We start from the raw sequence: 15,418 nt of genomic DNA, 5'->3' as shown, positions 1-15,418 counted from the left end.
CGGTTCGAGTCCGGCAAGTTTTAAAATCATCATTAATAAAAAAGAGGGTCAAAATTAGCTTACTTCTTGGGGGAACCCACCAAACTGTCACTTTGAAACAGCTAATTCATTACACTCAAATTTAAGGTCAAGTGTTTCTTACTTCAAAAATCTTTTAGGTAGAACTCAGAAACGCAATTATCTAAATTTTAAAAATTAAAAAAAATGAAAACAAAAGAATTATTAAAAATCAGTTTACGTCAAAATGCTATTTTCATTCCATCAGAAATGATTACGAATGACGTTAAAAATTTATCAGGAACAACTTCAGTTTTGTTAGCCAATGTTTCAAAACTTGGATTTACATTTTCTGAATCATTATTACATGCTTTAAACAATGTGAACCCAAATTATAAAGTTGAAGTTTTAGAAGTTTTGAGAGAAGTTTTAGGAACAGATAAAAATTGGACACCATTGGTAAAAGAATGGAATGTACCAACAGGAGAATCTGTTTTAGATCATGTTGTCACGTATTTTTGGAATGTTTTGAATATAAAAAGCGGAACGACTTTGCAATGCGGACATATTATCCCAGATAATACTTTTCCGTTAGAAAGATACAATGGTTGTCCATTCTGCGGAACTCCTTTTGAATTCTGGAAAATCGAAAAATTCGGACAAAGAGGTAAATTGAAAGTTCTTGAATTGTGGTCAGAAAAAGATTTAAATGATTTCTATATATCGTTATTGCAATCTAAAACCGCTTTAGACGCTACGCAAGTAGATAGTTTGAAAATGGTGATGAAAAATTTGCCTTTACCAAAAACGGATGTTGCAATGAAGGAAACTTTAATGCTTGTAATTGATCTTTTGATCGAAAACGGTAAAGAAGCCGAAGCGTCTCAGTTTTTGAAAACACCAACCGATATCTTACGATATTTATGGTATAAAAACACAGGAATGCTTCAGATTATCGAGCCAAAAACAATTATCAAAAGAACATCAAAAAATGCTCAGCATTTATACAATGTTTTAGATACAAGCGTTCAGGCCAGAATTGCATCAACAAATGATTTGAAACTAAAATATTCCCGAAAAGAATGTTTAATGGTGGCAAACTGGTTGAACAATATGGATATGGAAGTTGAAGCAATGTGCGAAACCATGCATCCAAAAAGAGGAATGTGGGTTCGTTTTATCCGAGCGTTGCGTTTGGCAGAATACAGTAAAAGAAAAGGATTTGAGAAATTGAATTTTTTAATGGATGTATTCTACAACCAAGTCTATGATGTTTGGCAAAGCAAAGTAAACAAGTCAAGATTAAAATTTGATGCCGATAAAACATTCGCCTTATTAAAACAACGTCCAGGATTGTTTGCACGTTCGTTATTCTCAAACATGCTATGGTTTGGTGCAGACGAAACTGTGGCACATTTTACAGAAATAATAGATAAAGTTCCGGCAAGATTGGTATTTACATTGAATATGTATGCTCAAAATTATTTTGATAAAAACATGCAAAGAAGTGTGAAACCTTTAGGCGGAACCAACAAACGAATTGCTCCAAATGCATTATTGAATTTGTACGATGAAGATCAACTAGAGGTGATGAAAAATCAAATCGAAGCGTTGTGTCTTTTGGCGATGAAAAAACGATTTGCTGCAGTTGCTAATACCAACAAAACAATCTATATCGATCCGCAATTGTTTAACATTCCAGTTTCTATAGGAGATCGAAGCGAAACCGTTCAGGATTTGCCAGTTGCTTTAATGGGAACACGTTTCCCGATTGAAGGAAACGAAGTGCGATTGTTTATGCAATGGGGTAAAGATTTGCCGGCACAGCATTTAGATATGGATTTGAGCTGTCATATCGCTTATGAAGATAAAGCTGATGTTTGTTCTTTCAGCCGATTAACCACAACAGGTTGTCAGCATAGCGGTGATATCCGAAGCATTCCGAGTAAAGTGGGGACGGCTGAATATATCAACATCAACATTGATGAATTAGCGAAAGCCAAAGCAAAATTTGTAACTTTTACTTGCAATGCATATAGCAACGGAAGTATTACGCCAAATCTTGTTGTAGGTTGGATGAACAGCAAACACCCGATGAAAATTTCGGAAAAATCTGGAGTTGCATACGATCCGTCGTGTGTAGATCATCAGGTTCGTGTAACGCAAAATGTTGCCAAAGGTTTGGTTTTTGGAGTGTTGAATGTAGCCAAAAGAGAAATCGTTTGGTTAGAGATGACTTTCGGAGGTCAGGTTGTAGGTGGTTTGGATTTTAAAGGAGTTCAGGCATTATTAGCAAAATTAAGCAGCAAATTGAATATTGGTAGTTTGTTACAACTTAAAGCGGAAGCTCAAGGTTTAACCATCACCGAAGATCAAAATGCTGATGAGGTTTACGATGCAAAATGGGCGATAAATGCCGTGGCAGTTACGCAATTATTAATTGATTAAGGAAAGGTTCTGAGGGACTAAGTTTCTGAGGTTCTAAGGTTTTTGTAGAGGCGCACTGCTTTGGTGATTCTCTTTGAAGGAATATTGGATGTGATCCTTCGTTCAGGATGACATAAAATGAAAAAGAAATCATTTTAATCCTCATAATCTGTGGCTAAAAAAAAATAAAAACTTTGCGACTCTGCGACTTTGCGAGAAATAAAAAACCTACGCAAAATAACTGCGCAGTATAAAACAACCTTTGTACTATCAAAAAGCAAAAACAAATGAAAACACAAATAAACGGTACAGATATATTAGAATTAGGACTCCCAGAAGGAAAAACAATTGGGATTGCCTTAAGAATAAACAGCAAAAGACACGGATTCACAAGAGACGAAATGATAACAAATTTCAAAAACGTCTTAGAAACTCCGGAGAATTATATCGACGATAAAATCTTCAGCAAACTGGCAATTGCTTTAATCGAAAAATCGAATGAAAAACCAGAAGATTTCATCGCTTTAAATCAGAATCCGAATGCATATTCAGCTTACGGATTAGATCATATCGAAGACGGAGCCAGAAAACAAATGGAAGTGGCCATGAAATTACCTGTTACGGTTGCGGGAGCTTTAATGCCAGACGCGCACCAAGGTTACGGATTACCAATTGGCGGAGTTTTAGCCACAAAAAATGCCATTATTCCGTATGGAGTTGGAGTTGATATTGGGTGTAGAATGGCATTGTCAGTTTATGATATTGCAGAAGATTTTTACTTTGAAAACGAAGCCAATTTCAAAAAAGAATTAATTGCCAATTCGATTTTTGGAGCAGGTCACGGATTTCATGGACAATACAAATCAGATCATGCGGTTTTGGAGAACGATGCTTTTAATATGAATCCGTTTGTGAAGAACTTGAAAGATAAGGCCTGGTCGCAATTAGGATCTTCAGGTGGTGGAAATCACTTTGTGGAATTCGGAATCATGGAATTTGCAAAAGACGATTCGGTTTTGAATATCCCGAAAGGAAAATACGTCGCTTTGTTAACGCATTCTGGTTCACGCGGAATGGGAGCCACCATTGCCGGACATTATACTAAAATTGCCAAAGACGTTTGTAAACTTCCGGAAGTGGCCAAAAACTTAGCCTATCTGGATATGAATTCACAAATGGGACAAGAATATTGGCTTGCGATGAATTTGGCTGGAGATTATGCTTCGGCTTGTCACGAGATTATCCATAACAAAATGGAACGTGCTCTGGGTGCGACGATTTTAGCCAAAGTCGAAAACCACCATAATTTTGCCTGGAAAGAAATCTGGAACGGCGAAGAAGTGATCGTGCATAGAAAAGGAGCAACCCCAGCCGGAAAAGGCGTTATGGGAATCATTCCGGGAAGTATGACCGCGCCGGGATTTTTGGTGAGAGGAAAAGGTGAGGAGAACGCCATTAATTCGGCTTCGCATGGAGCAGGAAGACAAATGAGCAGAACTCAAGCAATAAAAAACATCACACCAACCGACATGAAATCGATCCTGAGAGATCATGGCGTTACGCTTATCGGTGCGGGTCTGGACGAAGCCCCAATGGCGTATAAAGATATCAATCAGGTAATGGAAGCGCAACAGGATTTAGTTGATGTTGTAGCGAAGTTTACCCCGAAATTGGTTAGAATGGCAGATGATGGGAGCCGTGAGGACTGAGTTTAGTTTTCAGTCTCAGTCTCAGTTTTTCAGTATAGAGGGGTGTTTTTAGTGATCAGTCTCAGTCGCGGTTTTCAGTATAGAGGCGCACTGCAATGCGTCTAACGTTTTGTGGTAATTTTAACCGCAAAGAGCGCAATCCCGATAGCTATCGGGATACGCGAAGGTCGCAAAGATTTTTTTCACGCTCCCGATAGCTATCGGGATTACAGATTCAGCAGATTTTTAAATAATCCTATTAATCTTATTAATCTGTGGCTAAAATAAAAACTTTGCGACTCTGCGACTTTGCGAGATTAAAAATAAATTATAATTAGGTTCCAAAGAGAAAAAAACTTAGCCCCTTAGCCTCTCAGAACCTTAGCAACTTAAAAAAAAATGACATATATAGACATAGGAATTAACCTAACAAATAAACAATTCCAAAACGACATAGACGATGTCGTACAAGACGCGATCGACGCCGATGTATCGCAAATGATCCTAACGGGAACAAGCGTGCGAAACAGCGAAGCGTCATTAGAAATCGCAAAACAATATCCGGGCGTGCTGTATGCAACGGCAGGAATACATCCGCATGATGCGAAGAGTTTTGATGCGCAGAGCATTTCGAAACTGCGAAATTTACTAAAGCAGAAACAAATCGTTTCGATTGGCGAATGCGGACTCGATTTTGATCGTGATTTTTCGCCCCGAAACAAACAGGAAGAATGCTATAAAGCCCAATTAGAATTGGCGATCGAACTTCAGAAACCTTTGTTTTTGCACGAAAGAAGCGCTTTTAATTCTTTTATGAATATCGCCAAAGACTATTTACCGCAATTACCCAAAGCCGTTGTGCATTGTTTTACGGGAACTTTGCAGGAAGCCAAAACCTATCTCGATAACGGATTTTATCTGGGTTTTACGGGAGCGATTTCAGATGTTAAACGTTTCAGCCATTTAAAAGAAGTCATTCAGTACGCACCGCTCGACCTAATGATGATTGAAACCGATGCGCCGTTTATGCTTCCTAAAAATGTCCCGAACAGCCTTTTGAAGAAATATCACGAACGCCGTTGCAAACCCGCTTTTTTGCCTTTTGTTGCCGGAACAATTGCACAGTTTAAAGGAATTACTCTAGAGAGAGTTGCGGAAGAAACTACTCAAAATTCTAAAAGCTTTTTTGGGATTTAGAATTATAATTTAATTAGTTTTTGCCACAAATTTGCAATTTTATCTTGTGAGTTTGTGGTTTTTTATTTGTTAATTTGAAGTCATATTACAACTAAAATACATACCGAAAAACCAATTAATTTTTAGCAGTTTAACCCAAAATAAGATTGATTAATGACTTGTAAATCAATATGCTTTCAAAGTAAAAAAATAATTTTTCTCGCCTTTATTCTCTTAGCATTTTCATGCAAAAAAGAAGTAAAAGCAGTTCATGAAAAGACTAGCAAAGACACCGTTTCTACTGTAGAACCAGAAGAGGAAAAAATAATTCCTACAGAAATTGAAGGCAATTTTTTGAAAAGACTTTTAAACGAAGAGATTGGCAAACAAAAGTATAAGGAAATGCAAATATCCGAATCTCCTTATTACGTTTCGTTTGCAAATGATGGCGATCCTTATACCGTTTCTTTTTCGATTTATGAAAAAGCTGATTTTAATAATGACGGAATCATAGATTATGTAATTCTCAGATCATCTGAAGGAATGCTGGGTGGAAATGCAAACACCAACAATGACTTTATTTTTTACATCATGAAAGATGAAATTAAGGAAAAAGAATCCCATAGTATTCTGGGATATGCTCCTTTTTCATACAATATAATTGACGAAGCAAATTTTGTTGGTAATAAATTTAAAATTAAGGTTACACAAAATTTCAGAACGTATTCAAGTTCGGTAGAAAATTTAAAATCGGCTTCATTATCATTTATATACAAGAATGGAAATCTATACGAAGAATCATATTTGTCAAAATGTAAATTGGCAAAATTGAAATCTAAAACTATTTTTAATGATATTCCCGGAGTAGAAAAACGTACCAGAAGTATCGAAATGCATAATTATACCGAAACTATCGAAGAGATATATGAAAAGAATGATACTCTAATCAATGCAAGTGTAGGTGGCTGTGATAATTTAATATTAGAGTTTAATACTTTTTATAAAGTAGAACCGGATAAAATAAATGATACTGAATTTAAAAAAGAAACTGCTTTACAATTATTAGAATTTTTAGCTAAGAATACTCAGTTTTCAAAAGAAATTAATGTTGCAATAAGCTATTATCAGGACAATCCTTTAGACAACGAATATATCGAAAAGATAAAAGGATACGGATTTAGAGTTTTAATTGATAAAGATGACGACCGCAAAGGGCAATTGAGGTTTTTAGTTCAAATTGATAAAATAGATAATCCATATCAAAAAGAGAATTGGGAAATAACGACACGCAATAAAACTGCTCTGCCTGATAATGAAGATTATTGATTATTTACGGGCAAAGACACAAAGTTGAAAGTAAAAAACTTTGCATCTTAGCGCCTTAGCGGCAAAAAAAATAGGCTTTTAATTCAGGTATTTTTACTGAGCTTAAAGGCTTTTTGTTTATATATATTTGAAACCAATCATGAAAGAAAAAATACTTGAGAAATTAAAACAAATAGAACAGAAAAAAGATGTAGAAATACTTTTTGCTGTAGAATCAGGAAGCCGTGCCTGGGGATTTGCTTCTCCAGATAGCGATTATGATATTCGTTTTATATACAAACACAAACCAGAGTATTATTTCTCGCTTTGGGAAAAACCAGATGTAATCGAATTCATGACGGAAGACGATCTTGACGGTTCAGGTTGGGACTTACGGAAAGCCGTAAAATTATTAGCAAAATCTAACGCACCTTTGATCGAATGGTTGTTTTCGCCTGTGGTATATTATGCAAATGATGATTTTGTAAAACAAATGCAGGAGTTAGCTGTAGAATGTTTTTCGCCTATAGCAGTTTTACACCACTATTTAGGAACAACTAAAAATTTCATGGAAGTTTGCGAAATGGAAGAAGTAAAACAAAAAAGTTATTTCTACGCTTTACGCACCGCATTAGCAGGAAAATGGATTATAGAAAGAAATACTTTCCCACCCGTTGCTTTTGCTGATTTATTGTCAATTGCGCCACATAACATACAAGAGAAAATAATAGAGTTACAAAATATAAAAGCAAATCAAGACGAAAAATATTTACATCCAAAACAAGTTTTAATAACTGATTTTTTATTGGAAACGATACAGTTTAATCAGGAAAATGCGAGTAAACTAGGAAGCGGGAAGAAGTTGAGTGAAGAGTTAGATTTGTTTTTTAGAAAAATGATAATAAAATAATGACTATCCAAGATTTAAAATTTCAAAACCTAATTCTTTTCGAAGTTATTTCGGGAAGTAAATCTTTTGGGTTAAATACGCCAACTTCAGATACTGATATAAAAGGCGTTTATTATCTGCCAAAAGAAAAATTCTTTGGGTTAGATTACATTCCGCAGATTAGTAATGAGACGAATGATGAGGTGTATTATGAAATTGGTCGTTTTGTAGAATTGTTGCTTAAGAATAATCCGAATATATTAGAGATTTTGGCTTCGCCGGAAGATTGTATTTTGTACAAACATCCGTTAATGGAGCATTTGCAACTAGAAGATTTTCTTTCAAAACTCTGCAAAGATTCTTTTGCTGGTTATGCCGTAACGCAGATCAAGAAGGCAAGAGGTTTAAATAAGAAAATTGTAAATCCAATGCCAAAGGAAAAGAAAAGCCTTTTGGATTTTTGTTATGTTTTAAAAGGTTATGAAACTGTTTTAGCGAATAGTTTTTTAGCAGAAAATAATTTGAAACAAGAACAATGTGGTTTGGTGAATCTACCTAATTCTAGAGGAATGTTTGCTTTGTTTTATGACGATAATAATAGTTTAGGTTACAAAGGAATTATTCAAAAGGAAAGCTCTAATGAAGTTTCGCTTTCATCAATTCCTAAAAATGAAAAGGTAATTGGTTATTTATCCTGCAATCAAGACGGATATTCTAAATATTGCAAAGAATACACGGAATATTGGAATTGGATCGATAAACGAAACGAAGATCGTTACAATACAAATCAGCAACACGGAAAAAATTACGACAGCAAAAACATGATGCATACGATTCGTCTTTTACAAACTGCAGAGCAGATTCTTTCAACCGGAAGATTAAATATTAGAGTTCCTAATCGTGATGAATTATTAGATATAAAAGCTGGAAACAAAGAATACGACGATTTGCTTGAAATGGCTGATAATTTAATTGCATCAATTGAAAGTCATTACATTACTTCAAATCTTCCGGAAAAACCGGATGAGGAAAAAGTCATTCAAACTTTAATTAAGATTAGAGAAGAATTATACCAATAAAAAAAGCGCAAACCCTTTAAAAAGTTTTGCGCTTTTTTCAATTTTATATAAAAAGAAAAATCTCTTATTTCAATTTCATCAACTTCTCTAAATACTCAACCTTATCTTTTTCAGCCTGAACCAAACGTTCGTAAAGCTCGACAACTTTATCAAGAGGATTGAAAGTGCAAGCATTATGATTTGTATTTCCATTTCCCTGACCATTATTAGCGCTATTATCGTAAAAGTTATTAAAGAAATTAAAAACAGATTCTTCCGAAAAGTTTTCAATAGCTTCAACAGTAACGCCAAGTGCTTTTGCAATTTCTAGCAGTTTTTTAGCATCAACTTCTTCGCTGCCTTCAATTCCGGAAATAGATTGCTGGTTTGTACCAATTGCTTGTGCAAGCGCTTCTTGTTTCATTCCGCGAAGCTCTCTTATTCGGCTAATATTTCTGCCAATATGTTTTGGTTTAGTTGCTGTGCTCATAATTCAAAGGTATTTAAAATTCTTTAAAAAAATACTGATCGGTAAAAAACATGATCAATTTGATAAAATACAAATTTGTTGTTTCACGAAGTAAATATACTCTTTTTCTTACTTTGTAAAGAGCGAAGTAAATAGTAACTTTAAATTTTTATATTTGCATTATAAAATGATGAAACATGAACTACAAAATATCATTGCAGGAAAGAGCCAAGTTAAGCATGGAGCAAATATCCAAGCAGCCACCAATTACCTTAAAAATGGCAAGAGAGCAGGCACTTTGGCTGAAAAAGGAATCAACATCAAAAAACAAGAAGAAGTCTTAATTGAGCAATTTGCAACAATAAATACTCTTTGGATTACTGATTTAGAAATTGAAAATTTTGTTTCGAGTGGTGCTGAACAAATGGTTTATCTAAAAGATGACCGAGACGTTCTCAAAATAAACGATACCATATATTATTCTTCATGGGAAGATTACTTTAATAATTTACTTCTAAACAATTATTTTTTTCCTGATACAGCTTATGAGCTTCTCGGTTTTTATAGAAATGATACAGCTTTATACGCAGTTGTTCAACAAATTTTTGTTTTAGCAACTGAAAAAACAGAACTAACAAACGTGAAAATATTTCTTGAAAACTCAGGATTTATCAATAAAAAAAATAACGATTATTTTCATCCTGAGATTGGTATAATTTTAGAAGATTTACATGACGAAAATGTTCTAACACAAGATGGAATTTTAAAATTTATCGACACCGTTTTCTATCTTACAGAAGACTTTTATAAACCTTAAATTATTTAGACTTAAAAAAATCGGTATAAATCAGCGTTTTAGCGAAAGTGAATCCGTATAATCTGCGTTTAAAATCGCCCCAATATCAGGGCGATTTTCTTTTATATCAAAAACTAATCTCATGAAATCATCATCTTAACTCCCAAAATATGCTTGCAAATTCCTCTTTTGCCCTGATAAGCCGTAAACCAGTCGCAGGTACATCTTTGCGAAGTATTGTCGATAATTACTTTGTGTAAAACGCCCGAACCTTTTACTTTGGCTTCGATATAATCTGCCCTGCGCTCGACGATTTCGATGTCTTCGTTATCGATTAGTTTTTTTGCATTTTTCAACCTCGGATTCAGCGATAAAATACGTTCGGTTTTAAACGGAAGTCGGCGGTAAAAATGTGCTTCTTCGCTTAAATCATAACCCAATAATCCCATCGACGATAAGTTCGAAGTCAGATTGTCCATAGTGCCAAAATCGATATCATTTTCGATAGAAAGCATCGTTGGGTCAAAAGTTTCGTTTGATTTTAATAAACTGTTTAAACCGTAAACCCATTCTATAGGTAAGTTTTCGGTCATGGTTTCCAGCACATTTCCTTCACCCGAAAAACCACGGTACGAATCTGGAGAAAAAGCCATAAGAAGCTGCATTTTTCCAAATTCAGCCACGATTGCGCAAGTTTGTTTGTCTGACGATTCGTAAATGAAAATTTTATTTACAATGGCCAGAATTCCTTCTAATAATCGTAATCGTTGCACACCGCCAATTCTCACACTGTCGGCCGTTGCCAAAGTCGAAAACATAAATTTTCCGGCTCTTTTGGTTATGAAAAAATCACCTTTTACGGTTCCTTTTGGTAAACTTTGAAACAACTGAATTGTCTGAATTTTATTTAATTCAAACTTAAGATCCATATCGGCTAAGTAAAGCTGTACGCTCGTTAAACCTTTTATCCAGCGCATGGGCAAGGTTACTTTTTTCTCCGTTACTTTTGCTTTGCTGGTAATCACCTGAACATCCTGCTGACCAACGGCAAGAGTTACTTTTTCGTTTTTCTGAATCGCATTTAAGGCATTCAGCATTGGGTCGTTAAAATCGACATTCGTAGTTCCGTTCGCGATAAATTCTCCGTCTATGGCTTCGGCTTTCATGTCCAGGCGAACATAAACGCCATTGCAGGACGAAAAACCTTCGAAACGCAATCGTTCAGATCCTGCCGAAACAATAGGATCGCGAAGACTTGGCGGAATTGGTCCAAAACTGGAACGAACCACTTTGGCAATCGTAGTCCAGCATTTTGCGGTAACATAAGGATCTGTCAAACTTCCCCAGAAAAAACACGGAATGTTATTGACTTCTTCAATTTCGGTTTGGTGCGCCAGAACGAGATTGTTGATGCCTTTGGTTTTACTGTAAGTTGAAATTCCTTTATAATTATATTCGAGATCTGTCATTTTCTTTATTTTAAAATTTGCTTAATCAATGATTTAAGCGATGCATTATCTTTCCATTGCTCAAAGAAAACAAGGGCTTCAGCTGATGGTTTCTGATTGGTTTTGGTTAAAATATCAAGATAGTTTTCGATGATTTTCTTGAAGTTGGTTGGCAATTTTTCCTTTAAATCAAGATGCGCAAAGAATGAGTTTAACAATTGCAGTAAAGCATTATTATGTAAAGGCGAAACATCTTTCAGGGCAATTAATCCGTCGACTAATCTTAAAAATACGCCATATTTTTCGGTGGTCAGATAGGCTATTTTCTCTGCTAATACTTTAACGTCAATGGCTTGTTTTTCGATTAAATTGATTAAAACTTCAGAGGTCAGTAATCGCAAATCTTTCTTTTCCTGGAAGAAAAAACAAGCGTATAAAAGCAAGCTAATATCTGAGAAACGAAATTCAGGTCGGTTTATAACATCCAGAAAACCTTTTAGTTCCGGTTTTGCGCCATCGGCAATTCCGCAATTATGTAGCAAAGTCAAAGCGAGCGCGTCTGAGTTTTGCGGCATAATACTGTGCCAGAAATAGGTGTTTCCGGCATAATTTATATTATAATCCCAACTGTTTGGTCTGTTGTAAATATCCTGACTGTACAACAAGTAATTCGGTATTTTAGCATAATTAGGCACGTCGAATCGAAGCTCATACCACGATGGCGTTCTTTCTTTTTGTTTGGTTTGATAATTCGTCCATTCGTTCCATTTTTCTTTAAACTGAACTACCGGTTTAAAAGGAGCAACTACAAACGGAACATCTTTTAGATAGGTATTTTCGAATTCAGGAAAAGTATCGTTTGGATAAAATGTTCTTGCTGCAACAGCCCAAAGTGATAAGTTTCCGGTTTCTTTGGTGGTTTTACCCATTGTTGCCAATAGTTTCGAGAAGATAGAAGTCGAATCTAAGTTTAGTTTTTCATCAATACCAAGGCAGAATGTTAAAAGCGGTTTGAGTTCGCCTTCAAGTTGATCAAGTAAAGGCAATGCTTCATCGATATTTTCTCTCGGCATACGCGCAATTGCAATAGCTAAATCGGCATAATCAATTTCTTCTTTTGTGTTTTGATACGCAATAATCCTTTCTAATAAAACTTTTGGAGCGACCCAATACGGTTTATGGCTAGGGAAGGAGAGTAACGGTAAAACAGAATCTGAAACGATCTTTTGCTGTACTTTTTCCAGCAAAGGTTTCATTAAAGTAAGCGTATTTATTTTTGCATAATGCTTGTAGGTACTGTCGAATTTGCCATTAATATTTGGAATTTTCTGCTGTAAAAACGACTTCAGGTAATTTTTATGAACAGCTTCAAAATAATGTTTTTGCAACTGTTTATTATACGGCTCTAATTGTGCTGTATAATCTGCGGGAAACAAATCGCGCTGTTGAATATAGACATTCATCAAAATTTCGGTATCCAGAATTTCTTCCGATCCAATAAAATTTCCAAACTGAAAAACAATATCATTCCAATCCTTTGGTAACACAACTTCTTCTGTAAGTAATAATTCTTGCTGAGGTTCGAATGTATATTCCTCGAGAGCAGTATCATCAATAGTTAAAGCATCTTCATCTAAAAACTGCGTCAATCCTGATTTTATATTTCCCTGCATCAGGGTTACATACGACGAAAGTTTTTCTTTCAGTACTTTATCTTTTGCGTTGGCAATTTTGGTTATAATTTTTGTCGCGCGTTCCTGCAATGCCAGATCCGCAATAACATACACATCGGCAATAATTGATGCAATGTTTGCGCTTAGTTTAGGATTCGATTTGGTTATTTTTTCCAGAATTGGCAACACGTTTTTAATCGCGGCTTTGCAATCGCTGCGCATCATTAAAGGCTCCAGCCACTCGAGAAATGATTTGGTTTTGAATTTTGGATGATCGTATATTTTCTTGATCAACTCAATTCCGTAACTCGTAATGGGCGGATAGGGATGGTGTAAATACGAGAATATATTTTCCTGATGCACGATAAACTCATCGGGAGTAACATTAAATTCTTCGATTCTTTTTCTAAAGAACGATTTCAGATTATTATTCCATTCTTTGGTTTGAATCTGAATGGCATTTTCGATAAAAAACGCGCGATCCATTTTATTTTCGTCTAATAATGACTTATAAATAATCGCCCAGGTCTGAAACTCATCGTGTTTTTGTTTGTCATTGTCTCTAAAGAAACTATTGTGCAGAATCGTTTCGTAATTAAACAATTCCGGAATATCCCTTTGATAGGTTATTTTGTCGCTTAAGGATGTATTAATAAATCTTCTGGTCTTCATTTTTGCGCGCCACTCGTTTGTTGCCGCCAGTGTCAAAGCATATAGTTCTGGTTTGAAGGACATTAAATTCTGTTCTTCTAATTCGCGCAGCGTGTGGTAATTAAACCCAACCCAATCCTGTCTTTTTACTTTGTCTAAAATAAAAGTATCTAGCCAGTTGGGTTTTGCCCACAATAAAACCTCCAGAACCTGACTTTTCTCGTCTATTTCGTTTAATAAACTCAAAGCTTCATCCCACGAATTGATTTCGGTTTTATCAAACAAAGCAATGGCACTAAGAGTAATGATATCGCTTTGCTTTTTATCGCCGCGGGTTCCCCAGCCGTAATCGTGTTTGTCTTTTTTTACATAACCCGGATCTTTTGTAAGATCAGTGTAGGTCATAAAATAACGTTTACTTTTTTTGATGAGCTTTTTGATAGCTTCAATATTCCCTTTTGATTTTTCTTTTAAAAAAGGCAATAATAAATCTATATTTTTAGCTTTTACAATAGCATCGTATTCTTCAAGAACTTCATCAGATTTTGCGCTTTTGGCTGTTTTGGGCTTTGAAGCCACAGCAACTTCACCCGTTTCTGAATATCCTTTTTTTACTTTTTCGGCTAGTATTTTTTCTGCTGATTTCAGACATTCTTCGTCTGTAGAAAATGATTTGGTTTGAGACGTGCCTGATGTTCCGTTTTTTCCGTAAGTCACAGTATATTCTAATCCTGTAACTTCAATTTGCCAAAACTTATCAGAGTTTCCGTCGATGTATTTAAGGTATTTTTTCATGCTATTTTAAGGACTGAATTGATAAAAAATAAAGTGTGCGTATATTCTCAAAAATATAAAATTATTAGAGTTTATAGGCTTTTTTAAAAGAAAATTTAGGTTAAAATTGTATGCTGTCTGATAAATATTTTTAACATAATAGTGTATAAATGTTAAAATATATTGTACATTTGGTCTTGAAATGGAAAAGAAAAACATAAATATCAATCTGTCGGAAAGACAATATAGTGATCGTTTAGCGGGATTTGTTCTCGTTAAAAGATCTGGATGTGATGTGTATTTTAGTGAATTGAAGTGTAAATTGTAATTACACACTCAACATAAATATATAAGAGCGTCCTTTTCGGGACGCTTTTTTTGTTTTTGAGGATTGAAAAAACAATTTTCCCGTAGTATCGGGATTGCTCAAGAGGATAATTTAGATTACTTAATAGAACACAAAATGGTAGAAACAACTTTGAACTGTAAAAAAATGAAAAAAAATAATGGATCAAATAGTATATAATAGAAGTAAGTAATGAATTATGATCTTGAAAACTAATCTGATGATAGACAGTCATTTGATATAAATTGAAATCTGCACAAGTATGCGGACAGGTATTTTTATGCTTTTAATTGAGTTTAAGTATCTGATTATCAGAAAAATAAATATTAAAAATGATTTGGATAATTGATTTTTTAGACTTTATCTTTGCCGAAGAAATTTGAAGATAGAATTTCAAACAATAATGATTTAAACAACAATACAACAAACACAATACAACAAATAAAATGGATTTTAAATATAACTCATATAGTTCAGAATTACACGCCCCAGAATTCGTTTTGGGATGTTTTACAATACAAATACAGGTGCATGAATGGCAGTAGGATACACATATCTTATGCAATCTCATGAAGCACCTTTAGTCGGGTGCTTTTTTTATGCCTATAAATGGCTGGAAACTTGTGAGTAACAAATTAAAAACAGTAAATAAAAATATAAAAGCTTAGTGTTCAGGTGCCTTAGTGGCAAATTACCTAAGATTAAAAAATAACTAACCAAT

At 34.7% G+C, this 15,418-nt stretch carries 10 protein-coding genes; 7 read left to right on the top strand and 3 right to left on the bottom strand.

Annotated features, from left to right (window positions below; translation table 11 throughout):
* Positions 1-204: 204 nt before the first annotated feature.
* From FLACOL7796_RS13175 to FLACOL7796_RS13150, 6 genes are all read left to right on the top strand, one after another.
* Positions 205-2,445 (top strand): hypothetical protein, encoded by a 2,241-nt coding sequence (locus FLACOL7796_RS13175; RefSeq protein WP_173971233.1) that lies wholly within the window; start codon positions 205-207, stop codon positions 2,443-2,445.
* A 266-nt stretch (positions 2,446-2,711) separates the two neighbouring features.
* The gene (locus tag FLACOL7796_RS13170) at positions 2,712-4,133 is read left to right on the top strand and encodes an RtcB family protein (protein WP_173971232.1); all 1,422 of its coding nucleotides are present in this window, start codon (positions 2,712-2,714) and stop codon (positions 4,131-4,133) included.
* A 378-nt stretch (positions 4,134-4,511) separates the two neighbouring features.
* Positions 4,512-5,309 carry a TatD family hydrolase gene (locus FLACOL7796_RS13165; RefSeq protein ID WP_173971231.1) on the top strand — a complete coding sequence of 266 codons (798 nt, stop codon included), beginning with the start codon at positions 4,512-4,514 and terminating at the stop codon, positions 5,307-5,309.
* Between the two features lie 153 nt (positions 5,310-5,462).
* Positions 5,463-6,614 (top strand): hypothetical protein, encoded by a 1,152-nt coding sequence (locus FLACOL7796_RS13160; protein ID WP_173971230.1) that lies wholly within the window; start codon positions 5,463-5,465, stop codon positions 6,612-6,614.
* A 139-nt stretch (positions 6,615-6,753) separates the two neighbouring features.
* Complete coding sequence (locus FLACOL7796_RS13155; RefSeq protein ID WP_173971229.1) at positions 6,754-7,503, top strand: nucleotidyltransferase domain-containing protein; 750 nt, start codon at positions 6,754-6,756, stop codon at positions 7,501-7,503.
* Positions 7,503-8,561: a nucleotidyltransferase domain-containing protein gene (locus FLACOL7796_RS13150; RefSeq protein WP_173971228.1), complete on the top strand. Its 1,059-nt coding sequence runs from the start codon at positions 7,503-7,505 to the stop codon at positions 8,559-8,561. The genes FLACOL7796_RS13155 and FLACOL7796_RS13150 overlap by 1 nt, the downstream gene beginning before the upstream one ends.
* A gap of 64 nt (positions 8,562-8,625) precedes the next feature.
* Here the strand turns inward: FLACOL7796_RS13150 and FLACOL7796_RS13145 are convergent, their stop codons facing one another.
* Positions 8,626-9,030: a helix-turn-helix domain-containing protein gene (locus FLACOL7796_RS13145; RefSeq protein WP_173971227.1), complete on the bottom strand. Its 405-nt coding sequence runs from the start codon at positions 9,028-9,030 to the stop codon at positions 8,626-8,628.
* Positions 9,031-9,199: 169 nt separating this feature from the next.
* On the opposite strand from FLACOL7796_RS13145, the gene FLACOL7796_RS13140 reads away from it, so the two are divergent.
* The gene (locus tag FLACOL7796_RS13140) at positions 9,200-9,826 is read left to right on the top strand and encodes a putative polyvalent protein kinase domain-containing protein (RefSeq protein WP_173971226.1); all 627 of its coding nucleotides are present in this window, start codon (positions 9,200-9,202) and stop codon (positions 9,824-9,826) included.
* Between the two features lie 119 nt (positions 9,827-9,945).
* Here FLACOL7796_RS13140 and FLACOL7796_RS13135 read toward each other — a convergent pair whose 3' ends face one another.
* Together FLACOL7796_RS13135 and FLACOL7796_RS13130 are read right to left on the bottom strand one after the other, a co-directional pair.
* Positions 9,946-11,274 (bottom strand): SWIM zinc finger family protein, encoded by a 1,329-nt coding sequence (locus tag FLACOL7796_RS13135; RefSeq protein ID WP_173971225.1) that lies wholly within the window; start codon positions 11,272-11,274, stop codon positions 9,946-9,948.
* Between the two features lie 5 nt (positions 11,275-11,279).
* Entirely contained in the window at positions 11,280-14,372 is a 3,093-nt protein-coding gene (locus FLACOL7796_RS13130; protein WP_173971224.1) for a DUF6493 family protein, read from the bottom strand.
* Positions 14,373-15,418: the final 1,046 nt, after the last annotated feature.

Origin of the sequence: Flavobacterium bizetiae, assembly GCF_902804475.1 — a bacterium.
GTDB lineage: Bacteria > Bacteroidota > Bacteroidia > Flavobacteriales > Flavobacteriaceae > Flavobacterium > Flavobacterium bizetiae.
Note: the sequence above shows the minus strand (reverse complement) of the source record. Positions and strands in the feature narration are given on the sequence as shown.